The following is a 23,657-nucleotide window of genomic DNA, read 5'->3' on the forward strand; positions in this document are numbered from 1 at the left end:
CCTTGCGGGAACGACTCGAATTGCCGGTTCAGTATAACTGCTTCCGCAAAGGGCGCTAATCGGTTCCGCTCAGAGCTGCTGATCGAGAAGCACGCGCGCGGCGAAGCGCCTGACCTCGTGCTGACCGCCGATACCTCGGTCGAGAAACCGGCGACCTACGAATATCTCGACGTGATCCGGCCCTGGATGCGCGACCGCGGTATCCGTTTCGAGCTGGTCAGCTATGTCCCGAAGCGATTCAAGCACTGGCCGCCCTATTACGGCATCCTCGAGATGTGCCTGACCAATGCCACGCTGCCGAGCAAGTCGCTCGGCGGGTCGAGTTGCAGCTTAGGTCTGGGTTCAGCCGGTGTCCCGTTAGCTCGTGAAGGAAGGACAGGCCGGGCGACACGCTAATCCAAAAAGCTGGTGGCGCCCGGCCTGTCCTTCCTTCACTCCAGCGCTACGATCTCTGATTGGGATCTGTGAGGTGAGCGCCCGACATCGAACAAGGGCCAAGCGATAGGATTGGCTGTGGCGGCGACGACTAACTGGCGCAGCGAATGCCTGGCACGTGGCCAACTTTGGGACAAATCTGCCCTTCCTTGCGGCTCAGTCATATGGCGGCTTCCGGCGCATGACCTGCCGGTCGGTTAGCGACCCAAAGACAGACGTATCAGAGGCAAGTTGCCGGTCTTGGAAGCTGACATTCTGAACCGGGGTTCTGACACACGCAAATGCCCGGAAAACCGTGGTCCCGTCTGCGGCGTCAAAACCGACCGGGCCTGTTGAAAAATGCCGGACATGCCGGGTTGCTCCTTCGTTTCACCCCTATCGAAAGGAGCGTCGCTATGATGGGACCAGCCTGTCGCAGTAAGCGGGAAGGGGCGTCCTTCCGCACCGTAGAAGCCATGTTGCCCACAGACCACCTGCTGCGTCGCGTCGATCGATGGCTCGACATCGGCGAGTTGAGACAGGCACTGGCCGGTCATTACAGCGCACGGGGAAGACCATCGATCGATCCCGAACTCCTCATCCGCATGACGCTGATCGGCCGCATCTTCGCGATCGCGTCCGAACGGCGGCTGTGTGAGGAGCTGCGCTACAATCTGGCCTATCGCTGGTTCTGCCGTCTCGCGCCGGGAGACAAGGTTCCGCACCACTCCACGTTCAGCAAGAACCGCCATGGTCGCTTCCGCGATGCCAACGTGTTCCGGATCCTGTTCGAGAGCACGGTGAGACGCTGCATCAGAGAAGGACTGATTGGCGGAAAAGACGCCGCGATCGATGCGTCGTTCATAGCGGCTGATGCGAGCTGGCAGCGCAAGACCGTTCCCGGCTACCTGCCGTATGTCGCCAACGCGTCGCGCGCGGTTAGGGAGTAGGTGCACGACACAGGAGATGCCGTCTTTGAAATGGCGCGGTCGAAAAGCTGCCAAGGCATCTCTCGAACGGACCCTGCCGCGGCCTGGTCGGCGCGAACGGTGCGTGGCCGGTTCGGCTACGCCTTGAATGCGCTGGTCGACACCCCGAGTGGCGTCGCGCTCGATGTCGAGGCGACACCAGCTCGCTTCGCGGAGGAAGTTGATGCGGGGCGCGTCATGCTCGAGCGGTCGGCCGATCGGTTTGATTATCGCCCCAAGCGGGTCGCGGCCGATAAAGCCTATGGCAGCGCGAACTTCCTCGGCTTCGTGCGGGATCACGGCGCAACCCCACACATCCCCGTGATCGACCGGACGCAGCAGACCAAGGGCAAGCTGCCGCGAACGGCCTTCAGCTATGATCGTGGCACCGACAGCTTTACCTGCCCGACCGGCAAGACGCTCCGGCACCATGCCTTCCATCCTCCCACCGGCGTACACCGTTACGCGGCGGATGTTCGGGATTGCGAGGCGTGCGTGCTTCGGAAGAAATGCACGACGTCGCGGCGTCGTACCCTGGTTCGACTGGACGATGAAGACGTTCGCGATCTTGCCAGAGCCGAAGTGGAAACCGGGCTCTACAAGCGGTCTATGCGGTTGCGGCGCGGGGTCGAACGGTTCTTCGCCGACGCCAAGGGCAAGCATGGCATGAGGCGGCTTCACCTGCGCGGCATCCGCGGAGCGGAAGAAGAGTTCCTGATCGGCGCGGCGGTAATGAACCTGATGATACTGGCGCGACCACGTCGGCTGATCGGCAAGCCGCGCAGAGGTGTCTGCGTTCCCGCAGCCCTCACCCCGGCCGCCATCTCGGCCCGGTCGATCGAACATGACGTGATCGTCTCGCCCGCTCGGCAATATGCCTGATCGCTGAAGCGCGGCGTGCTTCATCACGCGGCGCGCAGTCGTTCTTTGCGGTACGGCACACCGTCAAGCAGTGCCTGGCCCGGCGCCTTGGGCGTGCCGTCACCGTTCACGTACATATAGAGTGTCGTCGTCGTCATCCCGAGACGGCGCGCGACATCAGCTGCGATCGCGTTACGATCGGACATGGCGGCCATCGCCATCGCCAGCGTTGCCTTGTCCATCTTGCGGGGCCGCCCTCCCATGCGCCCCCGCGCGCGTGCCGCAGCAAGGCCGGCCTGTGTGCGCTCGGCGATAAGCTCGCGCTCGAACTCGGCGAAGGCGGCAAAGATGCCGAAAGCCAGGCGGCCGTTGGCGGTGGTGGTGTCAATCTGCGCGCCGGCGCCAGTCAGTACCTTCAACCCGATGCCGCGCTCACGCAGCGCCTCGGCGGTGATGACCAAATGCCTCAGGTCACGTCCGAGGCGATCCAGTTTCCAGAGCACCAGTGTATTGCCGGGCTGCAACGCCTTGAGACAGGCAGTCAGGCCAGGACGCGCATCATGACGACCCGACGCGAGATCCTCATAAATGCGTGAGGCATCGACGCCGGCGGATAGCAGCGCGTCGCGCTGCGGTGACAGCGTCTGCGATCCGTCAGCCTTGGATACCCTCACATATCCGATGAGCATCATCACCCCGCCAGAAAAGATATCTAACACCCTGCAATGTGCCGGTGGTTTCCGCAACGGGTATTCCGACCGCTAGGAAGCTTCGATGAGGCAAAAACCGCTACCGCCAGAAAACCGGTCGTTTTTCTGGCGGTTGGTGTGCGCTGTGAGTGCCCCGTCGCTTCACGGCCAAAGACAGTTACGGTGGAGGCTTCGGGAAACTTCGGCAACAAATTAGCGTGGTGCCGGATACGATCAGCTTTGCGAAAGGGGGGGCTGACCATAGGCGTGGGTGGCGATGCGTTTGCTTACTCGTTTTCGGGACGTAGCGGTGCGGACTAGTGTCGCATCGCCGCGGGCAACGAAAAGCTTTTAAACCACCGTCCCGGTGAAAGCCCCAATAAGGGCCGTCATCCCCATCGCAAGGACACCCAGTAAAACCACCCGGATCATGGCGCGCCCGATCGGGGCGCCGCCCGCCTTCGCTCCAAGCGCACCCAGCACGCCAAGCAGCACCAATGCCGTTGCTGGTACCGCATAAAGCACAGCGCTATGCGGTGCTAATGCAGCGATCACGGGTAGGATCGCGCCGGCGGCAAATGCCAAGGCCGAGGATACCGCGGCCTGCATCGGCTGCGATGCGCCGTCGTCAGCAAGGCCAAGCTCATCACGGCGATGCGCTCCCAGAGCGTCATGTGCCATCATCTGTTCGGCCACCTGAATCGCTAGCGACGGCTCGACGCCACGCCCTTCATAGATTGCGGCCAGTTCCCGCGTTTCGGTCACGGGCGAACGTTCCAACTCGGCCGATTCCCGCGCAAGGTCAGCGTTCTCGGTATCCGCCTGCGAACTGACCGAAACATATTCGCCCGCCGCCATCGCCAGTGCACCCCCGACCAATGCTGCTACCCCCGCAACAAGGACTGTGCTCGCAGTCGAGCCTGGCGCGGCTGCGACACCGACGATCAGGCTTGAAACAGAAATGATTCCGTCGTTGGCACCGAGCACCGCTGCGCGAAGCCAGCCTGTACGGTGGACGAGATGATGTTCTCCTGGCGCGTGATCGATGGCGTCGGTCGTCATTGGCTATCCTAAAGTATGTCGAACTCGGTGAGCCGCCGAGTGGGCGGGAATTGGATTGTATTTGGCTCCGGACAGCAGTGCAGGGATGATGGAGCGATGTAGCTACGCCAGGTGCGTTGCGGCACGGGCCTGACGAACAGCTGACGAAAGCGATGGCTCCCGTAATTTCAAGGCTAGACCTCGAGTCGGACGCGAAACGAAGCACCCCCGCCTGTCGCGTTTTCGACGCTGACCGTTCCACCATGCGCTTCGGTCAACCGTTGCACGATGCCAAGGCCTAGGCCCGCTCCGGTAGAGCTGCGGCGATCCTTGCGCCAGAAGCGGTCAAACACGTGCGGAAGATCGACCTCTGCAATCCCCGGCCCGTAGTCACGGACCGTCAGCTGTGGACCGGGTCCCGCGCTTACGTCGATGGGCGTGACGCCGGGCGCGTGTGACAGCGCATTGTCGATCAGGTTGCGATAGATGCGGAAGATCGCTTCCGGGTGCCCGATCGCCGCGGTGTCGCCGAAGCTCTCGAAACGTAGATCACGCTGCGCCGCGAACACCTTTGGCGCCATCGCGGCCACGACGTCCCGGCCGATGTCGGCGATATCGATGGCAACGTGGCCATCGAGGGCCAGCGCGTCGGCTTGGGCGAGATCGAGCATCTGTTCGACGAGACGGGTCAGGTGCCGCGCATCGGCCTGCAGTTCGTCCCGTTGCTTGCCTGCGGGGAGCCGATCGAGCGATAGCTGCATGATCGACAACGGTGTGCGCAGCTCATGTGCGGCGTTGGCAGTGAACTCCCGCAGAGTCGCCATCGCTGCATCGAGCCGACCGAGCGCCCGATTGACGGCACTGACGAGCGTGTTGACCTCTCGCGGCTCACTCGGCTCCGAAAGGCGAAGCAGGGTGTTGTCGGGTTCCAGCGCGTCCACTTCGCGCTCGGCATGGCGGAGCGGTTGGAGCACCCGGCGGACGGCGAAGACGTTGAACAGCAACAGCAACAGCGACAACGGGATCAGCGGCAGCATCACGTGCTGAATGATCTCGTTCACGATCACCGGCACATAGGGGCGGATGCCGTCGCCCTCGAACTGCATCGCCAGCCATCGCCGCTCCTCGCCGCGATCGATCGCGCGAACGCCCGATATCCGATAGCCGCGAGGAGTCTGTTCGCGCCGCGTCCAGTCGACCAGGGTTGACGCGCCGTCGATCCCGGTTTCCCCTACCCGCCGGAGTTCGGGTGATCCCGGTTCGACATAGCGCGCGGACCAGGATTCGGCCCCCGGCGGTCCGGTTAGCAGGTCGGGCGACAGCACGCCGCCTGCCTGAGCCTTCGTCGCTTCAAGCGTCAGCAATTCCTGCGCGAGCGATTCGGGCTGGCGACTGTAGGTGAACACGACGATCCCGACGTCGAGTGCTGCGAACAGCAGCGTGAACGCCGCCAGACGCGCCGCAATCTGTCGGAACAGCGTAGGGGGCCGTCGCCTTGGCCGAACCGCGTCCATCCTATTCACCAGATACGCTTGGCGCGAACAGCGCATAGCCGACGCCGTGCACGGTGCGGACCTGCACGTCCGCCCCGGCGGCGGTCAGGCGCTTGCGCAGCCGCGATACTGCCGCTTCCAACGCATTGGGCGTTACCTCGGCGTCCATCGCATATAGCGTATTCTCAAGCGCCGGCTTGGCGACGACGTGTCCGGCGCGGCGGAGCAGAACTTCGAGCAGGTTGATTTCACGCGGCGTCGCGTCGATCGCGACGCCGCCCACGTCGGCCGACCGTGAGGCACAATCGAGCACGACGTTGCCCGCGGCGAGCTGGGTGCCGAGCGACGCCCCGGGTCGTCGCAGCAGGGCACGACACCGCGCCGCGAGCTCGGGAATCTGGAACGGCTTCACCAGATAGTCGTCAGCGCCCGCGTCGAGTCCGGTGACGCGATCGTCGAGGCCACCTCGCGCGGTCAGGACAAGGATCGGCGTCGCATTCTTGTCCCGGCGGGAACGGCGGACGATGTCCAAGCCGTCTCCATCGGGTAAGCCAAGGTCGACCAGTAGCAGGTCATATGTCGCCACCTTCATCGCCAGCTCGGCGTCCTCGACGGTCTCGACCCAATCGACCGCGAAACCCTGCGGGATCAGGCCGTCCCGAACCAGGCTGCCGAGCCGGGCGTTGTCTTCAATCAGCAGCAGGCGCATGGTCGATGTCGGTCCCCGTTGGTGCACGTTTGTAGCCAGTGACCATCGCCAGCGGCAGGTTTTCCCGGTGCCGCACGCTCTCGACGATCGCACCGATGACATGCAGGGCTACCGCGCCGATCAGAACATTGGCGGCGGTTTCGTGCAACGTCTCGACCCAGCCCACACCCCAGAATTGGTCGAGCCCCATCATCCATCCGCTGGTCCCCACCGTCGCCAGCAGGACAAGGAGGACGACGATCATTGCGCCTCCGGCCGGGTTGTGCCCGATGTAGCGCGGCTCGCGCCGGGCAGCCATCGCGCGAAAATAGCGCAGCAACACGAACGGGCCTGGCACGAAGCTGGCGAATTGCGCGTAACGCCGGCCGATAACACCCCAGATCAGCCGGATCGCCAGCGCCGTGACGACAACGTAGCCGACATAGATATGCGGCGGCTCCTCATGCCGAAGGAACGTCAGGTTGGCGATCACACCTCCTACCACGGTCCAGTGAAAGATGCGGACGATCGGGTCCCAGACCTTGACCCTGCCGCGGTTGCGAGCAGGGTCTCGGGAAGGAGCCGCTGGAGCGACGTGGCTCATCGTCAGTCGACGTTGTTCTGAACGACCGCGCCGTTCACCGGGTTGAAATAGACCTCGGCGCGCTTGCCGTCCTTGGTGTGGGCGTAGATTTCGTAGCAGCTGCCGGACACCTGAAAGACCTTGACGTCGCGATAGCCCATCTTGGCGACGCGGCCTTTCATTTGTGCCGGCGTCATCCATTTGGCCTGAGGCGCCTTGGTGCAGACGGGCGACGCCATCGCCATCGGCGCAGCTGCGACGGCGGCGAGAAAGGCTGCGACCTTCAAGGGGGCAAATCGGATCATCGAACGAGCTCCTGTCAGAGGCGGGATAGCCTCGATGACCGGGAGATCGCAGCACCGCCTGACCGAAACCTGACGGCACAGCGAGTTTTTCCGACGGCTCGAGAATGCGGTTGCCGCGGACCTGTCAGGTCGTCGTCAGGACCGGGGTCGATAGCGGGGCAGCCGCACTTCCGGCGGCAATGGAGTATCGACCATGATGAAGTCCCTGATCGTCGCTGCCGCCGGTGCCGCGACCATTTTCGCCGTCAGCGTGACCGCCGCGCCGTCGGCGCCGACCCGCCCGCTAGCCGCCAGCACGCGGGCGAACCTCGAAGCCGCGATGCACGGGGAGGCTTATGCCAACCTGAAGTATCTGCGGTACGCCGACCAGGCGCAGGCGGCGGGAAAGCCCGAACTCGCCAAGCTCTTCCGCGCATCGGCCAACGTCGAGGCCAACGAGCACTTCGATCGCGAAGCGCAGGCGCTGCGGCTCGGCAGCAGCAACAATGTGAACCTCGAAGATGCCATGAAGGGCGAGCACTACGAGAATGTCACGATGTACGTGAATTTCGCCAAGGAGGCGGAAGCGGCCGGCGACAAGAAGGTGGCGCAGATGTTCCGCCAGATCGCGGTCGACGAAGGCACGCATTACGCGGCTTACAAGGCTGCCCTGGCAAAGCTCCCCCGTCGCTAAGCCAGCTGCAGGCGCCGGCCCGGCCATCCCCCCGGCGGGCCGGCGCATCAAATCGGGATCGTTCGATAGGTTTTTAACACACGCCCGCCGAATGGGGCCTGAAAGAGCGCTCAGTGCCCTAATCGCGCAACATCAATTCGAACGCGAGATTTTCAACAGCCACGACCGGTTATGACACCAGCAGCGTTACGGACTGGAATGATGAAACAGGAAACGTGTCGGCGCGATCAGTCTGGGATCAGCACCCAACCACGCAGCTGCAACGTCGCCATTGTTGTCAGCGCAGACACGTCGGTTTCGACACTTTTCCCTACCGTAGCGGGGTCAATCCCGTTTCCAACAAGAGCCTGGCTGCATACCCGAACGGATACACCCGCCTTTTTCAACACCTCAATTAAGGCAAGGTTGGGGTTCGCAGCTACTCCCGTCTTTGTCGCATAGGCGCGATCTTCGGTAACGATGGGCGTCGCCGGACCGTGGACGATCACGACGACATCGCCTTGTTCTGGACGAACGCCATCGTTGCCCAGCAGGTTCAAAAAGCGGGCGACCTTCTCCAGCGATGGATTGATTTTATCCGGCGTTGCCGCGGCCTTGGTCACATTGAACAGCACGCGATAGCGCAACTTGCGATCGGGCCGTTCCGCAGCACCTTCGACGGGTGTGATCGCGCCATACCCCGGTATCACCGCCTGCCTAGGCACGCCGGCTGAAGCACTGACGCTGCTCATGAGTGACAAGCATCCTGCAAGAGCAATGATTGGCATACGCATCCGCTTTTCCTTCTTCAGCCGAAATGATCAGCCAACTCTCGCAAAAACGGCCGCACCGATGTTTTGCGGTCGAACCACGGACCGCGCCTCACGCGGTCGCACTGGGCGGGGGGCCGGGGCCGTTTGGGGAGCCGACAGATCGTCGGCTCCGAACATCGCCTCCAGGGTTCGCACACACAGTGCGGCTGCATCGTCGGCAAGACGGTAGTGAACCTGCTTCGCCTCACGCCTGGTCTTCACCAGATCGGCGCGCCGCAACTCGGCAAGCTGCTGACTGAGCGCTGGTTGGGTCACGCCCGTGGCCGCCTCGATGTCCGCCACCTGACGTTCGCCACCCAGCAGATAGGACAGGATCATAAGGCGCTGCGGCTGCGCGAACACGCGCAGCTTCTCGACTGCAACGTCGGCAAGCGCGCGGGACTGGTAGATCGCCATCACCGGTCAGCCTTCGTCTGGTGAAACCAGTCGGCGCCTGCGTTCCCCGGCAAAGCGGGAGGCAGGAGCACGTCGTCGCCCGGCTGCCAGTCAGCGGGCGTATAAGCCTCGCCATCGGCCGAACGCTGCAACGCCCTGACCGTGCGAAGCATCTCGTCGATCGAGCGCCCGACATTCATCGGATACCAGCTGAGTGCGCGGATAATGCCTTCGGGATCAATGAAGTAGGTCGCACGCACGGTTGAGGCGTCGCCAGCCTGCTCGTCGAGCATGCCGTAAGCATACCCAACCGCCATCGAGGGATCCTCGATCACCGGAAACGGCACCTCGACACCAAAAACGTCGTGGATCGCGCGAAGCCAGGCGACATGAGAGTAGAGGCTGTCGACCGACAGTCCCAACAATACGCAGTCCAGCTCTTCGAATTGAGGGGCGGCCTTAGCCAAGGCCACAAACTCGCTGGTGCAAACCGGCGTGAAGTCGGCAGGGTGCGAGAAAAACACAACCCAGCGCCCGCGATACTGATCGAGCGCAATCTCGCCTTGCGTGGTGCGGGCGGTGAAGTTCGGGGCTGCATCCCCGATGCGCAGCGAGCGCGGCATGTTTGCATCCATCATTTCCATTCCTCCCAAATGGCACGAACACCCCGTTGACGCAATACGCTTACACAACTACATAAAACGTGAGATTGATTAAACGGAGATGGTCATGGACCCGGTTTTGAGCGAAGCCAACGCCCAGATCAGACGCGCAAAAACGGCCGGATCGCCGGTCGTTCAGTCCTTCTTTGATGAGCCTACCAACACAGCGACCTACGTCGTTTGGGACGCGGCGACGAAAAAGGCTGCGATCGTCGACAGCGTCCTCGATTTTGACGCCGCGGCGGGCCGGACCAAAACTGCGTCGGCGGACGCAGTGATCGCTTACGTGCGGGATCAGGGACTGACGGTCGATTGGCTGTTGGAAACCCATGCACATGCCGATCACCTGTCCGCGGCACCCTATCTTCAGCAGGCGCTTGGCGGGCAGCTCGCGATCGGTCGTGAGATCATCCGGGTCCAGAACGTATTCGGCAAAATCTTTAACGCCGGCACGGATTTCGAGCGCGATGGCTCGGAGTTCGACCGGCTGTTCGAGGACGGCGACCGTTTCGCCATCGGCAACATCGACGCCATTGCGCTGCATGTGCCCGGCCATACGCCAGCGGATATGGCCTATGTCATTGGCGACGCGGTCTTCACCGGCGATACGCTCTTCATGCCCGATTACGGCACCGCGCGGGCAGACTTCCCTGGTGGCGACGCACGCCAGCTATTCCGCTCGATCCGCCGGCTCATGCAGCTGCCGGACGAGACGCGCCTGTTCCTTTGCCACGACTACAAGGCGGTGGGGCGCGACCAATATGTCTGGGAGACGACTGTAGGCGCACAGCGTGTCGGCAACGTGCATGTCCACGAAGGGGTCAGCGAAGACGACTTCGTCGCGATGCGGACCAGTCGCGACGCCACCTTGTCGATGCCCAAGCTCATCCTGCCCTCGATCCAGGTGAACATGCGCGGTGGTCATCTGCCGGAGCCGGAAGCCAACGGCACCCGCTACCTCAAGATTCCGCTGGATGCGCTGTGATGCCGGGCTTTCCCCATGCCATGCCGCTCGAAGGCTTCATCGGCGGGCTGATGATCGGTGTCGCCGCGGCGATCATGCTGCTCGGAAACGGTCGCATCGCCGGAGTCAGCGGCATGTTCGCGAGGGTTTTAGGTCTTTCCGCTGGAGGTCCACCATGGGCAATCGCGCTGTTCTTCACCGCGGGTCTGCCTTTGGGCGCGGGTATTGTTGCAGCCAGCTTAGGCGTGAAGGCCAGCTTTCCGACATCGCTTTCGCTGATCGCCGTCGCCGGTCTGATCGTCGGTATCGGAACACGGCTCGGGTCCGGGTGCACCAGTGGTCACGGCGTATGCGGCCTGTCCCGCCTGTCGCCCCGATCCATCGCCGCGACCGTCACGTTCATGGCGACCGGCGTCGTCACGGTCACGATCATGCGTCTGTCCGGGGTGATACTGTGATGCGCCAGAACCTCATTTCACTCGCTAGCGGGACGCTGTTCGGCGCCGGCCTTGCCATCTCCGGAATGATCGATCCGGCGCGGGTGCGGGCGTTCCTCGATGTCACCGGCGCGTGGGACCCGACCTTGGCGTTTGTCATGGCAGGCGCGATCCTGCCGATGGCGATAGCCTGGTTCGTCGTGCGGCGCCGCTCGACCCCAATCGCGGCCGAACAATTCCACACGCCCGCCACCTCGCCGATCGACCGGCGCCTGATCGGCGGTGCGGCCTTGTTCGGCATAGGCTGGGGCATCGTCGGATTGTGCCCAGGTCCCGCCATTGCCGCACTGGCGATCCAGCCTCTGCCGGCACTGGTCTTCATCGCTGCAATGGCCCTCGGCGTTGCCGTCCACCGCTTTGCATTCACTTCCCGCCGTTCGGCCTGATCAGACAGGAGACATCACATGGCTTTCAAGCAGATCACCTCGTCCTTCTCTGCCGCCCCCCAGCTGACGCAAGACGACCTCGCCGCTGCCGCGAAGGCAGGATATCGCTCGATCATCTCAAGCCGCCCGGACGGCGAGGAGGCGGGCCAGCCAAGCGCGGAAGAAATGGCCCGAATGGCAGGCGACCACGGTCTCGCGTTTGCCCATGTCCCTATCGTACCGGGCAAGGCGACTGACGCCGATGCGGATCGCATGAAGGAGGCGCTAGCCACGCTGCCACAGCCGACGCTCGGCTTCTGCCGTAGCGGGACGCGCGCGGCGACCTTGTGGGCGTTGGCCGAGGCCGATCGTGCCGCCCCGGCGACGATCGTCGACCGAGCAAAGGCAGCCGGGTACGACCTTGCTGATCTCACGCCTGCGCTGAAGCGCCGTTCCGAAAGGGCTGATCAATGACCTACGACATCGTCATCATCGGGGGCGGTGCCGCCGGCATCGCGACCGCTTCCAGCATTCTGAAGCGCAACGCCAAAGTGACGATCGCGGTCGTCGATCCGGCGACCGACCATTATTACCAGCCCGGCTGGACGATGGTGGGGGCCGGCGTCTTCACTCCCGAACAGACGCGCAAGGCCGAATCCGACGTAATGCCAAAGGGCGTTAAGTGGGTACGGTTGCCCGCCGTTGCCATCGACCCCGACCGTAACACGGTCGAGCTCGAAGACGGTGACATATTGACCTATCGCGTTCTGGTCGTCGCGCCCGGGCTCCGCCTGGCGTGGGAGAAGATCGAAGGGCTGCCTGAGGCTCTCGGCCGCAACGGCGTCACCTCCAACTATCGCTACGATCTGGCACCCTACACCTACCAGCTCGTCAAGGAATTGCGGCAGGGGCGGGCGCTGTTCTCGCAGCCACCCATGCCGATCAAGTGCGCCGGCGCACCGCAGAAAGCAATGTATCTCTCCTGCGACATCTGGCGGGATAGCGGCGTTCTCCCGGCTATCGACGTCGAGTTCCATAATGCCGGCGCAGCCCTGTTCGGGGTCCCGACCTACGTCCCGGCGCTGATGGAATATGTCGAGAAGTACGGCATCGATCTCAGGCTTGAGTCCAACCTGGTCGCAGTCGACGCCGATCGTCGTGTCGCCACGTTCGAGCGCAAGCAGGACGGCGTCTCCGAGCGGATCGAACGTGAGTTCGATATGCTCCATGTCGTGCCACCTCAGGTGTCACATGCGGTCGTCGCAAATAGCCCGCTTGCGGCTGCGAGCGGCTTCGTCGAGGTCGACGAGACTACGCTGCGGCACAAGCGATTTGAAAACATCTTTGGCCTTGGCGATGCCGCTGGCACCAGCAATGCCAAGACCGCCGCTGCTGCTCGCGTCCAGGCGCCCGTGGTCGCGGTCAACGCGCTGGCCGCGCTCGACGGCAGACCCCCCGTTGCCGACTATAATGGTTACGGCTCATGCCCGCTCACGGTCGAACGCGGTAAGATCGTCCTCGCCGAGTTCGGCTATGGCGGAAAGCTGCTGCCCAGCTTCCCGTCATGGCTGTTGGACGGAACGCGCCCGACCCGCGCCGCCTGGTTCCTGAAAGAGCGGATGCTGCCACCGATCTACTGGCAGGGCATGCTGAAAGGCCGCGAGTGGATGGCCGCTCCACACGAGATCGGCAAGGCGGCATGATCCTCGAACCAATCCAGTATCTGCTTGGCGCCTTGTCCGGCAGCCTGGTCGGATTCACCCTCGGGCTCGTTGGTGGCGGTGGCTCGATCCTCGCCGTGCCGCTCATGGTGTATCTGGTGCGCGTTCCCGACGCGCACCTCGCCATTGGTACGAGCGCGTTTGCCGTGGCGGCCAATGCCGCGACCGGTCTGATCGGTCATGCCAAGGCACATACCGTCAAATGGCGGTGCGGCGGCATGTATGCGACTGCCGGCGTCATCGGTGCGCTACTCGGATCCACCGCGGGCAAGGCCGTCGATGGCGGCAAGCTCCTCTTTCTGTTCGCGCTCGTCATGATCGTCGTCGGCGTTGTGATGCTGCGCGGGCGGGGTGACGCTGGTAATCCCGGTGCAGAATGCAACCGGGAGAAGGCGCCCAAGGTGCTGGGTTATGGCCTCGGCACCGGACTGTTTTCAGGCTTCTTTGGCATCGGTGGTGGCTTCCTGATCGTTCCCGGACTGATTGGATCGACGGGCATGCCGATCCTCAACGCCGTCGGCACGTCGCTGATCGCCGTCACCGCGTTCGGGCTAACGACCGCTGCCAACTACGCGTTCTCCGGGCTTGTGGATTGGCCGCTCGCCTTCGCCTTCATCGGCGGTGGAGTTATCGGCGGGTTGATCGGCACGCGGATCGCTAAGCGTCTGGGCACGGGCAGTACGCTCACCACGGTTTTCGCAATGCTGATATTCGTGGTCGCAGCCTATATGCTCTGGAAGAGCGCAGGCGCGTTTCTGTGATGGGCAGCGCTATTGCCATCGGGCCGCTGATGATGGCGGTCGATCGCGGATTGGCGGTTCTGTGCGTCGCCGTGTTCCTCGGTTTGACGGCGCTGGCGGGACGGTTCCGCTTCCCGCGAGTGTCGATGGTCGCGACCAGTGCTATTGTCGTCGGGCTGGTGACGGCCCGGATCGGCTATGTCGCGACGCATTGGGCGAGCTACGCCGATGCTCCACTTTCCATCCTAGCTATATGGCAGGGAGGCTTCTCGGCCGTCGCCGGCCTCGCCGGCGCTGCGGTAACGCTGGCGTTCCGGCTCGGCCGAACGCGCGCTCTGGCGATAGGCTGGGCAGCGCTTGCCGTAGCTGGCGGCCTCTGGTTCACGCTTCAGGCGCTGATCCCGCCCGTGACCTACGGCCCCTTTCCCTATCATCTCGCCCTAACGACGCCATCCGGCGCTCCGCTCCCGCTTGATCGTTTCCGGGGTTGTCCCTTCGTGGTCAATCTGTGGGCGACATGGTGCGGCCCATGCCGGCGCGAGCTGCCAATGCTCGATGCTGCTGCGTCGCGCCGTGGAGAGGTTCCGATTCTGCTCGCCGATCAGGGTGAGGCGCCGGCGACCGTTACCCAGTTCCTTACCCGCGAAGGCATCGGTGCCGGCAACGTCGCGCTTGATCCCGACCGTAGGCTTTCCCGAGCCTTTGAAGTCGCCGGCTACCCCGCAACCGCCTTCGTCGCCGCGAATGGAACGATCGTGCAGCTCCAGCTCGGAGAGTTGTCGCGCGCCGCGCTCGCCGATGGAATTGATAAGGCAAGGAAACACCGATGAACCGCCGCAACCTTCTCTTTCGCGGCGTTCTAGCCGCGCTTGCTTTCGCCGTGCCGATGACACCTGCGGTCGGGCAGCAGCAGCCTGATTTGTCGCGCAAGGCAGTCGTCGACGATCCCATAGCCCCCAAGCGGGCCGGCACCGCCTATGACGTCACCGTTGTCGAGTTCTTCGACTACAACTGCCCCTATTGCCGTCGCATGGAGCCGGTGCTGAACGCGCTGCTTCGCTCCGACCCGAAGGTCCGGATCGTGTATCGGGATTGGCCAATATTCGGACCCGCCTCCCGTGAGGCGTCCCGGGCGGCCGTGGCGAGCCAGTGGCAGGGCAGGCATGCCGCCTTCCATGGAGCGCTGCTTGCCTCACCGGCGCGGCTCGACAGCGCCGGTATCAGGGCAGCTGCTGTGAAAGCCAAGGTGGATTGGCCGCGTCTGCAACGTGACCTGAAGACGCGTGGCGCGGAAATCGATGCGCTGCTCGCACGCACCAATGCGATTGCCGAAGCGATCGGGTTCAATGGGACGCCGGCGCTGATCGTCGGCTCGCAGGTCGTGGCCGGCGCGGTCGATCTGCCGGCGCTCCGCCGCCTCGTCGCCACGGCGCGCAGCAAGCCCGGAGGGCGTTGAGCGTGCCGGGGCCACTCAGTCGGAGGCAGGCGGTCGGGCTCGGCGCTGTAGTCGTGGGGGGCTGGGCGGTCGGACAGGTGCTGCGGCGCACCGCCCCGATTGGGCGTGACGTTGGTCCGACCGCCGACCTGATCCTGACAGGAGGCAGTTCGCCTGAGCACGGTCCTGCCGACGCGACGTTGCGGCTTGCCGTTTTCACCGATTACCGCTGCCCGGCCTGCCGTCATGCCTTTCACGCTTTGGAGGAGGCGGTGGAACGCGATGGCAAGGTTCGGGTCATCTACAAGGACTGGCCGATCTTTGGTCCACCGTCTGAACGTGCCGCGAGCGTTGCGCTCGGATGCGCCGAACAGGGCATCTACCCGGCCGTTCATCGCCGACTGATGACCGATAGTCGTATGATCGACGACGACATGCTGCGAGACGTCGTCACCGGCACTGACGGGGACTGGCTGCGCGCGACGACTTGGCTTGCTTCGCATGCACAGGCCGTCGCAGCGCGACTGCGTGCGAACGGCCAAGAGGCCTACTCGATCGGCTTGGCCGGCACCCCGGGCTTTCTTGCCGGACGCATGCTGGTGATGGGCGCGATCGAAGCGGCTGATTTCGAACGGTTGTTCGCGCGGGCGCGGGCAGAAAGCTAACGGAGCGAGAGGACGAAAACATGATAGAGTATAAGCACGATGGTATGACCGTTGCGTCGCTCCATGACGAACGCACTGGTAGCTTCCAATATGTTGTCGTCGACGACACTACTAAGACGGCCGCGATCATCGATCCAGTCCTGGATTTTGACCCGCGCGCTGGTGCGACCGCGACCCGCAACGCCGATCTTATCCTCGACTATGTGCGCGAGAGGGGGCTGACCATCGAATGGGTGCTCGACACCCACCCACACGCCGATCATTTTTCAGCCGTTCCGTACCTCGCCGGCAAGACCGGTGGCAAAACCGCGATCGGCAACAAGGTCGTGGAAGTGCAGAAGCTGTGGCGGGACATCTACTGCCTGCCCGATCTCGCCGTCGACGGCAGCCAGTGGGACCGGTTGTTTGCCGATGGCGAGCGTTTCCAGATCGGTACACTAGACGCTCAGGCCATGCTGTCCCCGGGCCATACGCTTGCCTCAATCACTTATGTCGTCGGTGACGCCGCGTTCGTTCACGATACGCTGATGGTTCCCGATAGTGGCACAAGCCGAGCGGACTTCCCGGGTGGTGATGCTCATTCGCTGTGGTGCTCGATCCGCGCCATCCTCGATCTGCCACCCGAAACCGCAACCTATGTTGGGCATGACTATGGCAAGGATGGCAGGGATGTACTTGGTCGCTCGACCGTCGCCGATCAGCGTCGCGACAACATCCATGTTCACGATGGCATCGACGAAGCCGAGTTCGTCGCGACCCGCGAGAAACGCGACGCATCGCTCCCACTACCCGACCTGATGCTCGCCGCGCTTCAGGTGAATATACGTGGCGGCCGGCTGCCGGATGCGGACAAGTGTGGGACGGCGTTTCTCAAGGTGCCTCTGAACCGGTTTGGACCTGGTGCTTCATAGCTCAGTCCGCGCTAGGGCAGCTGCTGTTTCAAGTGTCAGAACCGAACGGTTGTGACACCACGTACCGGCGGCTTTCGACCATTCCAATCCTGAAAGCTGACTGGCAGGAATGTCCCCAATGTCGGCCATTCCTCGGGCGCTGGAAAATCCGTCATTGGACGGCGGCTTCTGGCAGATCCGGACGTTCCCGGCGACATGGCTAAACGGCATATTTTGGTCGAACCTGTCGCCGGCCAGTTACGGAGCCTGCACCGTAGTGGGTCTGCTCGTTTGCTACCTCCATCGATAAGTTGGGTGGAATGGCCTGCGTAGCAGCGATACGACCCGAACGGCGACCGATCCGCCGAACTCTTTGCCGGCTAGCGCCCAAATGGCGGTATTGTTCGCCGTCACCCCAGCGCAAGGGGATCCAACAATATGGTATCGATCATTCGGGCTTTGGCGGGTGAGCCGGACATTCCTGGCGGCTTCCCAATCCTGTTCGACGCGGAAATGGCAATCATCGAGCCGGCCTTCGTCTGGCTCATAGAGCATGCCGAACTCAGTGGGCGCGCGCAGGCATCGGAAACCGCGCGGACTTACGGTGAGCATCTACACGACTGGTTCGACGCGCTCGAGCAATCTGGGATCGAATGGCGCGAGGCGGACGAGCGTGTGATCGCCGCCTATCGCAACCGGATGCTGGAACAACCTAGCACGCATACCGGGCGACCTTATGCCCGGACCACGATCAACGCGCGCGTCTCCACTGTCTGCCGCTTCTACGGTTGGGCGCTCGCTCGGGGACTGATCGACCATTGCCCGTTCCGATTGACTGAGAAGATGACGCTGATGCTCGAGGGTGCCTATCGTCCCGGATTGCAGCGGCGCCAGGTTAACGCACTAATCGTCTCGCGGCCCGAAAGGCTGCCGCGGCCACTGCGCGCCGCCGAGCTGGCCGGGCTGTTTGCGCATCTCAGGCCCACAGCGCGCCTTGCTGCGCAATGGGCGCTCGGAGCGGGCCTGCGCCGCAAAGAGCTTTGCGCGCTCGCCGTGGACCAGATCCCCGATAGCTGGCCGCTCGGCCTCGCCAGCGACCCGCTGGTCGGCGTGCCGCTGCATATCACCAAAGGCGACCGGCCAAGGACGGTTTATCCGCCGCTTCGGCTGCTGGATCATACCCATTGGTATATCGGCGAGGATCGTGCCCGGATCGTTCGCCGCGCTCGCCGTGCCAACCGGGGCTACCGCGCACCATCCAATCTCCTGCTGAACCAACATGGCCGTGCCATGACTCGCACGCTCCTAACGGCGCAGTTCGCGGAAGCGTTCGCGGCCTCAGGGCTTCACGGCACGTTGCACTGGCTGCGCCATACCTTTGCAATGGCAATGCTCGCCCGCCTTCAGGTGCAGGTCCGCACTAATCCCGATCTAAACCCGCTCAAGGTCGTGCAGGTGCTGCTCGGCCACGCCTCGATCGCGACCACGGCGATCTATTTGCGCTGCGTCGAGCTCCACGAGCGCGACCTAAGCGAGAGCCTTGCCTATCTCTATGGCGAGCTGATCCCCGCCGATGGCTAGGAGCCGCCTCGATCGGACGCTGCGGCTCGATCCAGTGCCGGCAGACCATCCGGCGGATGTCGCGGACGTCCAGTTCCGCGACGAATGGGGCGAGATCGTCCAGCGCTTCGATCCAGCGCTGTTCGGAATGCCGGACGACATCAGCGCAGCTATCGCCCAAGCCTTCCGCGATCATGACGTGGCATCCAGCGCCGCCACCCGTACTTCTCGCTGGTTCGCGCTGCGCGTGTTCGGGGGGTTCCTGGGTGAAGACGCGCAGGTCGGGTGCGCGGCCGACCTCGATACGGCAACGATCCGCCGATTCATCACGTGGCTGGCGAAGCCCGCCAATGGACGCAGGCGCGGCGTAAAGTCGCAAGCGGGCCAGCTCGGTATGGTCAGACCGATCCTAAATCGCGCGATCGCGGACAATCCGGGCCTGTTCGCACCCAACCTCTCGGTGCCGAACAATGCCATCCCGCTCGCTGGCAGCCAGCGACTGCCACAGAAGCGGTTAACGCCCGCCCAGATGCGGTCGGTGCTGGCTGCCTGCTATGCGGCAATCGATGCGGCTTGGGACAAGTTCCAGTATGGCCAAGCCGTCATAGCCCTGCCCGAGTTGCCGCCACGACCTTCGTGGCGCGGAGAAGGATTGGACCGATGGATATGGCGGCTTCACCGGGCCAATGATGGTCTGTCTCCGGGCGGCATTGGTATGCGGCGCCTAGGCTTCAATCCGAAGGGACTGCCGAAAGCACACCGGATCGCGTCGATCGAGGGCTATCTGCATATCACGACCGATGCTCTAACGGCGTTCTACATCGCGCTGCTGATTCAGACGGCGGCCAATGCCGGGCCACTGCGTCAGATCAAGCGGGACTGCCTTGTAGCCCATCCGCTCGAACGGCATCGCGTCATGGTCGAATGGACCAAACCCCGCGCCGGCGGTAAGGTGAAGCGCATGCAGCGGCGCTCATTCGACAATCGCCGCCCCTATGCAGCGCCTCGTCTAATAGAGAAGCTTCTTGCGCTGACGGCGCCCCTCCTGCCGCATGTGGGGCCGTCTCAGCGCGACCGGCTGTTCGTGCACCGCTTCCTCATGACGACCGGCCGCAACGAACGCGAGCATAACGCCGGCCAGATCGCGCAGGCCACGTTGCGATGGGCAATGTTGCGGTTCTACGAGCGCCAGAACGCCGCCATCGCCTCCTGGAACGAAGCTCATCCCGACAAACGCCGACCGTTGCTTCCCGACTTCTCGCCTAAGCTGTTCCGCAGCAGCATGGCGAGCGCCCACTATACTGCGTCTCAGGGCGATATCATGGCGGCCAAGGCGGTCCTCAACCATGTTAGTGTTGCTACCACAGACATCTACGTCGACGGCGAGGCCGTTCGCCGCCTCGAACGCGATACGATCGCACGGCTCCAGTCGCTGATGATCGCATGGGTGCGCGGCGAGTCAGGCTTGGATCGCCCAAAAGATAAAGAGCCAAGTACCGGTGCGCCGGTGACGGTGCTGTTTGGCCACGACTGTCTTCGTCCGACCGACAGTGGGCACGCGCGCCCCGGCCTCGTGTGCCCGAAACTGGGTGGCTGCCTAAACTGTCCAGGCTTGATTGTCCCGATCAACCCAGATCATCTCGCACGGATTGTCCAGACCATCCGGCATCTTGAATCAGCGCGCGAGCGTATCGATCCAATCCGGTTCGGGCTCTTCTACGCGCCAAGTCTTCAGGTGTTGACGCAAGACCTACTTTCGGCATTCCCGCCCGAGATGATGCCGGACGCGGAACGGCTCATTCCCGTTCTGCCGCCGCTGCCGGATCTGGAATAGCATTATGGCCTCCGTCCCGTCATCTTCGCTTGTCCAGATCCTGCCGCCATCGGTTGGAAACGAAGGCGTGTCCGCCACGATGACGTTTAACTGGCACTTCGAAATGCCGGATGGACGCCGGTTCAGCGACGATCAGTGGACGCGGCTTCGGCGCGCGGCGGAACTGTTCCTGCTCTCGCTGCTGCACGATCCACCTGAAGGCCGGATGCCACTTCGAAAGAACACAATCCGAGGCCACTTTAGTCACATCCGCTTCCTCGTTCGATGGATGGCGGTCGAGAATGTCCCACGCTTCAAGGATCTTGATGAAGACACAGTTGATCGGTTCGTAGCGATGCTCCGCGCTCGTCGCGGCAGGAGCGGAGCGTTGCTTTCGCTCAGCACCGCCGAAGGCCATTTGGGCACGATCCGCACCTTCCACATGCAGCGCGAAAAGCTGGAAGACGCACCGCCTGCGCCGCCACCCCGCGCCGCTTCAGTCGGGAAGCGCCACTGGAAACCACATGGCAGCCATCCTCACACCCCCGACGAGATCGCCGTACCGCTGGTCAGCGCGGCTATCGAGCTGCTCGGCGAAACGGCGGACCAGATACTCGCATTGCGCGACCATCTCGAAGATCTCTACGCACGCCTCCGACCGCACCACCAGGGTCGGAGCCTGCACTGGCATATCAGACGTGCCATGCTGGACGAATCGTGCCCCTGCGCCATTGGGTATGCACATCCCGAATGGCCGCTGCGCCGCCTGGCGTTCATGCTTGACCGGCTTGGCGATGCCTGTTTCGTCGTCATCGCCTACCTTGTTGGCGCGCGAGCTTCAGAGATCCTGAGGCTCGAAGAGGGCTGCCTCGAACGCCACGCGGCCGACGACAACGGAGAGGAGCACGTCTATCTTGTCGGCACGATCACGAAGACGTCCCTGACGGAGCACGGCCATGTCCACCGATGGCTCGCACCTGAGCCGGTTCAGCGGGCGATTCACATCCTCGAACGTCTCTCAGCTCCGCTTCGCGAACTCAGCGGCGAGAAGGATCTTTGGCTTCACCAACTCGGCAGGGGGCGATCGCCACTGCCGACGTCGATGCCCATTGCGCGGCTGCGGCCACCCATGGTCAACATTCGCTTGAACGAGCGGTTTGCGCCATTCCTCACCTTGCCGGACTACCAAGGGGGCACCTGGCACCTGACCACTTATCAGGGGCGCAAGACGTTCTCGCGATTCATCGGTCGGCGTGATCGTACCGGCCTAACGGCGTTGCAACACCACCTCGGCCACGTTCACCGCGCGATGACCGACCGAGCCTATGTCGGCACCGACTTCGAGCTTGCCGAGCTGATCGACGACCACACTGCGGGAGAAACCCGCAAGGCGCTTGAAGACCTGCTCCTGGCTCCGCATGTTGCCGGCAAGGCGGGCATCGTGCTCTCCGAACGATCACCGTTCCGCGGGCGAACGCGATCGGGCGACGTCGATGGCTATATCACCGAGATCCTGGCCGAAACGGATATGCGCCTTGGCGTCTGCGACTGGGGCTACTGCCTGTACCGCCGCGAAACCTCCGCTTGCCTTGGCGGCGAGTGCGAGCCGAACCCGGTCCTTCGCACCCAAAGCACTTGCCGGACCTGCGCCAACTTCGCCGTGACCGACCGGCATAGACACGTCTGGGAAGCGCGCCTCGAACGTAACACCATGCTGACCGAGCGGGATGATCTCGACGCCGAGAGCCGCGCGCTTGCCGAAGCCCGCATCCAGGAATCGCGTTGCATCCTCGACCAGCTCGACGAAGGAAATGCCGATGGCGTCCGAACCTGACGTATCCACTCCGCAAGCCCGTCGCTGGGCGAAGACCGATGCTCGTCTGCGCGAAGCTCTTGGCGCCTTCGCCAATGACCCATCCACTGCGCCGACGGTAGCCGCGCTCGCACGAGCTGCTAGGGTCGGCCGCAATATCATCTATACCCACCATGCCGGCGTTCTTGCCACTCTGCGCGGACTTCAGGCGCAGCGTGCAAAAGACCCAGAACGGATCGCAGGCCAAACGGATCGCACACGCACGGCTCTTCTCGATGCGGAAGCCCGCAACGTCGCACTCGCGACACATAACGCCAGCCTGCTGAAGCGCGCCGTCGAAGCCGAGCAGCGCGCGGAACGGCTCGAACGACGCAACGCGCAACTCGTGCAGGAACTCGATCGGCTACGCCGACCCGTCCCAATCCGCACCAGCGCTGAACCGCACGATCCCTCCACTGTCTGAGCCGGTCCCGCCCTAATCGGGCGTCTTGGAAGGGGAGGGGGATTGAGAGTGGTGGGAATGCGGGCTCTGGGAGGCCAATAAGACAGGTCGACCCAGACCTAATGCAGTCTCAAATACAAGAAGGCGCCGCAGGACAAATTCCTGTCGACCTGGCAACCAGCGGTCGACGCTTGGGCGCGCGGGCAGCGCGTCGTTCGCCTGATCGGCTATGACGCCGGACCGCGCGACACCGCGCGCGCCAACCATGCGCTGTCGATCGACGATCCGCTGTACGACTGCGAGTACCCCTTGCGCGAATGGCGATGGGACCGGCCCGACTGCGTCGCCCGCATCCAGGCCGAGGGTCTGCCGGTGCCACCCAAATCGGCGTGCTGGCTGTGCATCGCCAACCATCCGAGCGAAATCCGCGGCCTCCCGCAATGGTGCCTGCGACTCATCGTGCTGGTCGAGGCACGCGCCGCCCCGCGACTGCACACGGTCGAGGGCCTGTGGCGCAGATCGACCCGCGCGCGCCCGGGATCGATGACCGCCTTCATCCGCGACGAGCACCTCCTGCCGGCTGACGAGATCGACCGGATCATCCGCGATGCGCCGCTCGACCTCATCCGGTTCCAGGATGTCGCGGCCGTCATCCCGCTCGGCGAGCGCCCGACGATGGGCGACTGGCTCGACCGCTTCCATGCGGCCTTTCCCGAACGAGGCCGGGGACGAAGCGACGCGCTCGCCGCCTGAAGTCCCCGCCACCATCGCTATCGACCAAACGGAGGATCATCACATGATTTCGACCGCCACCGAAACGCGCCTCGAAGCCGTGGCCCGGCTCAACGACCGTTGCCGCCAGGGGTTCGACCGCACCGCGAAGATCGTCATGACGCGCGCGTGCCTCGCCGCGCTGTCGAACGGTACACTTGCCTCGGAAGCCGTTGCTCAGGCGCATGTCCTGCAGGCGCTGCGCCGCTACACTTTCCCGGCCGACTGCCCCGAGCGAGATCGCGGCCAGTTCGAAGTGTCGGGGGAGACGATACACTTCCGTATCGATTATTATGACGTGGCGCTGGAATGGGGATCGGAAGACCCCGCCGACGCCAGCATCACGCGCCGCGTTCTCACGCTCATGCTGCACGAGGATATGTGATGTCTGCTGTCAGGATGACCGCCAGCTATCCG

At 63.6% G+C, this 23,657-nt stretch carries 28 protein-coding genes and 2 pseudogenes; 20 read left to right on the forward strand and 10 right to left on the reverse strand.

The genetic code is table 11. From position 1 onward, the window contains the following. From PX554_RS21500 to PX554_RS21510, 3 genes and pseudogenes are all read left to right on the forward strand, one after another. Positions 1–396: pseudogene (locus tag PX554_RS21500) on the forward strand (hypothetical protein); the annotation flags it as partial. A gap of 434 nt (positions 397–830) precedes the next feature. Further along, positions 831–1,364, forward strand: coding sequence for a transposase (locus PX554_RS21505; protein WP_275504523.1), 534 nt, complete (start codon positions 831–833; stop codon positions 1,362–1,364). A 30-nt stretch (positions 1,365–1,394) separates the two neighbouring features. Then, positions 1,395–2,264 (forward strand): transposase, encoded by an 870-nt coding sequence (locus tag PX554_RS21510; RefSeq protein ID WP_275504524.1) that lies wholly within the window; start codon positions 1,395–1,397, stop codon positions 2,262–2,264. A gap of 23 nt (positions 2,265–2,287) precedes the next feature. On the opposite strand, the gene PX554_RS21515 is transcribed toward PX554_RS21510, so the two are convergent. From PX554_RS21515 to PX554_RS21540, 6 genes are all read right to left on the reverse strand, one after another. Continuing rightward, positions 2,288–2,932 carry a recombinase family protein gene (locus PX554_RS21515; RefSeq protein ID WP_037477107.1) on the reverse strand — a complete coding sequence of 215 codons (645 nt, stop codon included), beginning with the start codon at positions 2,930–2,932 and terminating at the stop codon, positions 2,288–2,290. A gap of 351 nt (positions 2,933–3,283) precedes the next feature. Beyond that, complete coding sequence (locus PX554_RS21520) at positions 3,284–3,994, reverse strand: VIT1/CCC1 transporter family protein (RefSeq protein ID WP_066707260.1); 711 nt, start codon at positions 3,992–3,994, stop codon at positions 3,284–3,286. A gap of 173 nt (positions 3,995–4,167) precedes the next feature. Further along, the gene (locus tag PX554_RS21525; protein WP_211250653.1) at positions 4,168–5,487 is read right to left on the reverse strand and encodes a sensor histidine kinase; all 1,320 of its coding nucleotides are present in this window, start codon (positions 5,485–5,487) and stop codon (positions 4,168–4,170) included. A 1-nt stretch (position 5,488) separates the two neighbouring features. Next, positions 5,489–6,175 (reverse strand): response regulator, encoded by a 687-nt coding sequence (locus tag PX554_RS21530; RefSeq protein ID WP_066707257.1) that lies wholly within the window; start codon positions 6,173–6,175, stop codon positions 5,489–5,491. Then, positions 6,156–6,758, reverse strand: a complete 603-nt coding sequence (locus PX554_RS21535) for a cytochrome b/b6 domain-containing protein (RefSeq protein WP_066707281.1) — start codon at positions 6,756–6,758, stop codon at positions 6,156–6,158. The genes PX554_RS21530 and PX554_RS21535 overlap by 20 nt, the downstream gene beginning before the upstream one ends. 2 nt (positions 6,759–6,760) lie before the next feature. After that, positions 6,761–7,042, reverse strand: a complete 282-nt coding sequence (locus PX554_RS21540; RefSeq protein ID WP_066707254.1) for a PepSY domain-containing protein — start codon at positions 7,040–7,042, stop codon at positions 6,761–6,763. Between the two features lie 193 nt (positions 7,043–7,235). On the opposite strand from PX554_RS21540, the gene PX554_RS21545 reads away from it, so the two are divergent. Further along, positions 7,236–7,715: an acyl-ACP desaturase gene (locus PX554_RS21545; protein WP_051693705.1), complete on the forward strand. Its 480-nt coding sequence runs from the start codon at positions 7,236–7,238 to the stop codon at positions 7,713–7,715. 227 nt (positions 7,716–7,942) lie between these two features. Here the strand turns inward: PX554_RS21545 and PX554_RS21550 are convergent, their stop codons facing one another. From PX554_RS21550 to PX554_RS21560, 3 genes are read right to left on the reverse strand one after another with little or no spacing between them, the layout of a single operon-like run. Further along, the gene (locus PX554_RS21550) at positions 7,943–8,488 is read right to left on the reverse strand and encodes a DsrE family protein (RefSeq protein ID WP_476712853.1); all 546 of its coding nucleotides are present in this window, start codon (positions 8,486–8,488) and stop codon (positions 7,943–7,945) included. Between the two features lie 27 nt (positions 8,489–8,515). Next, positions 8,516–8,926, reverse strand: coding sequence for an ArsR/SmtB family transcription factor (locus PX554_RS21555; RefSeq protein WP_454887961.1), 411 nt, complete (start codon positions 8,924–8,926; stop codon positions 8,516–8,518). Beyond that, complete coding sequence (locus PX554_RS21560; protein WP_275504526.1) at positions 8,923–9,546, reverse strand: peroxiredoxin; 624 nt, start codon at positions 9,544–9,546, stop codon at positions 8,923–8,925. Before PX554_RS21560 ends, PX554_RS21555 begins: the two co-directional genes overlap by 4 nt. Positions 9,547–9,631: 85 nt before the next feature. Between PX554_RS21560 and PX554_RS21565 the strand changes: the two genes are divergently transcribed. The 12 genes from PX554_RS21565 to PX554_RS21620 all read left to right on the forward strand — a co-directional run bounded on the left by PX554_RS21565 (position 9,632) and on the right by PX554_RS21620 (position 20,235). Continuing rightward, positions 9,632–10,549 (forward strand): MBL fold metallo-hydrolase, encoded by a 918-nt coding sequence (locus PX554_RS21565; protein WP_275504527.1) that lies wholly within the window; start codon positions 9,632–9,634, stop codon positions 10,547–10,549. After that, positions 10,549–10,986 carry a YeeE/YedE family protein gene (locus PX554_RS21570; RefSeq protein WP_275504528.1) on the forward strand — a complete coding sequence of 146 codons (438 nt, stop codon included), beginning with the start codon at positions 10,549–10,551 and terminating at the stop codon, positions 10,984–10,986. The genes PX554_RS21565 and PX554_RS21570 overlap by 1 nt, the downstream gene beginning before the upstream one ends. Next, positions 10,986–11,411, forward strand: coding sequence for a DUF6691 family protein (locus PX554_RS21575; protein WP_008830449.1), 426 nt, complete (start codon positions 10,986–10,988; stop codon positions 11,409–11,411). Before PX554_RS21570 ends, PX554_RS21575 begins: the two co-directional genes overlap by 1 nt. Before the next feature lie 18 nt (positions 11,412–11,429). Further along, complete coding sequence (locus PX554_RS21580; protein ID WP_275504529.1) at positions 11,430–11,864, forward strand: protein tyrosine phosphatase family protein; 435 nt, start codon at positions 11,430–11,432, stop codon at positions 11,862–11,864. After that, a complete protein-coding gene (locus tag PX554_RS21585; RefSeq protein WP_275504530.1) occupies positions 11,861–13,093 on the forward strand; it encodes an NAD(P)/FAD-dependent oxidoreductase in 1,233 nt (410 codons plus the stop codon). The genes PX554_RS21580 and PX554_RS21585 overlap by 4 nt, the downstream gene beginning before the upstream one ends. Continuing rightward, positions 13,090–13,872 carry a sulfite exporter TauE/SafE family protein gene (locus PX554_RS21590; protein ID WP_008830452.1) on the forward strand — a complete coding sequence of 261 codons (783 nt, stop codon included), beginning with the start codon at positions 13,090–13,092 and terminating at the stop codon, positions 13,870–13,872. The genes PX554_RS21585 and PX554_RS21590 overlap by 4 nt, the downstream gene beginning before the upstream one ends. Further along, positions 13,872–14,681 carry a TlpA disulfide reductase family protein gene (locus PX554_RS21595; protein WP_275504531.1) on the forward strand — a complete coding sequence of 270 codons (810 nt, stop codon included), beginning with the start codon at positions 13,872–13,874 and terminating at the stop codon, positions 14,679–14,681. Before PX554_RS21590 ends, PX554_RS21595 begins: the two co-directional genes overlap by 1 nt. Beyond that, positions 14,678–15,307, forward strand: coding sequence for a DsbA family protein (locus tag PX554_RS21600; protein ID WP_275504532.1), 630 nt, complete (start codon positions 14,678–14,680; stop codon positions 15,305–15,307). Before PX554_RS21595 ends, PX554_RS21600 begins: the two co-directional genes overlap by 4 nt. 77 nt (positions 15,308–15,384) lie before the next feature. Beyond that, entirely contained in the window at positions 15,385–15,951 is a 567-nt protein-coding gene (locus PX554_RS21605) for a DsbA family protein (RefSeq protein WP_275504533.1), read from the forward strand. Positions 15,952–15,995: 44 nt separating this feature from the next. After that, on the forward strand, positions 15,996–16,862 hold the full coding sequence (locus PX554_RS21610; RefSeq protein WP_338061618.1) for an MBL fold metallo-hydrolase: 867 nt from the start codon (positions 15,996–15,998) through the stop codon (positions 16,860–16,862). 417 nt (positions 16,863–17,279) lie between these two features. Continuing rightward, positions 17,280–18,422 carry a tyrosine-type recombinase/integrase gene (locus PX554_RS21615; RefSeq protein WP_275504535.1) on the forward strand — a complete coding sequence of 381 codons (1,143 nt, stop codon included), beginning with the start codon at positions 17,280–17,282 and terminating at the stop codon, positions 18,420–18,422. 34 nt (positions 18,423–18,456) lie between these two features. Next, complete coding sequence (locus tag PX554_RS21620) at positions 18,457–20,235, forward strand: site-specific integrase (RefSeq protein ID WP_275504536.1); 1,779 nt, start codon at positions 18,457–18,459, stop codon at positions 20,233–20,235. Between the two features lie 19 nt (positions 20,236–20,254). Here the strand turns inward: PX554_RS21620 and PX554_RS21625 are convergent, their stop codons facing one another. Continuing rightward, positions 20,255–20,632 (reverse strand): hypothetical protein, encoded by a 378-nt coding sequence (locus PX554_RS21625; RefSeq protein ID WP_275504537.1) that lies wholly within the window; start codon positions 20,630–20,632, stop codon positions 20,255–20,257. Here PX554_RS21625 and PX554_RS21630 point away from each other — a divergent pair. The 4 genes and pseudogenes from PX554_RS21630 to PX554_RS21645 all read left to right on the forward strand — a co-directional run bounded on the left by PX554_RS21630 (position 20,603) and on the right by PX554_RS21645 (position 23,625). Next, positions 20,603–22,048, forward strand: coding sequence for a site-specific integrase (locus PX554_RS21630; RefSeq protein WP_275504538.1), 1,446 nt, complete (start codon positions 20,603–20,605; stop codon positions 22,046–22,048). The genes PX554_RS21625 and PX554_RS21630 overlap by 30 nt on opposite strands. Continuing rightward, entirely contained in the window at positions 22,026–22,490 is a 465-nt protein-coding gene (locus PX554_RS21635) for a hypothetical protein (protein ID WP_275504539.1), read from the forward strand. Before PX554_RS21630 ends, PX554_RS21635 begins: the two co-directional genes overlap by 23 nt. A gap of 102 nt (positions 22,491–22,592) precedes the next feature. Further along, positions 22,593–23,222, forward strand: a pseudogene (locus tag PX554_RS21640) (hypothetical protein); the annotation flags it as partial. A 43-nt stretch (positions 23,223–23,265) separates the two neighbouring features. Further along, positions 23,266–23,625 carry a DUF3768 domain-containing protein gene (locus PX554_RS21645; RefSeq protein WP_242201752.1) on the forward strand — a complete coding sequence of 120 codons (360 nt, stop codon included), beginning with the start codon at positions 23,266–23,268 and terminating at the stop codon, positions 23,623–23,625. The last annotated feature ends 32 nt before the right edge of the window (positions 23,626–23,657 follow it).

This window comes from Sphingomonas pollutisoli, from assembly GCF_029167165.1.
Lineage (GTDB): Bacteria > Pseudomonadota > Alphaproteobacteria > Sphingomonadales > Sphingomonadaceae > Sphingomonas > Sphingomonas pollutisoli.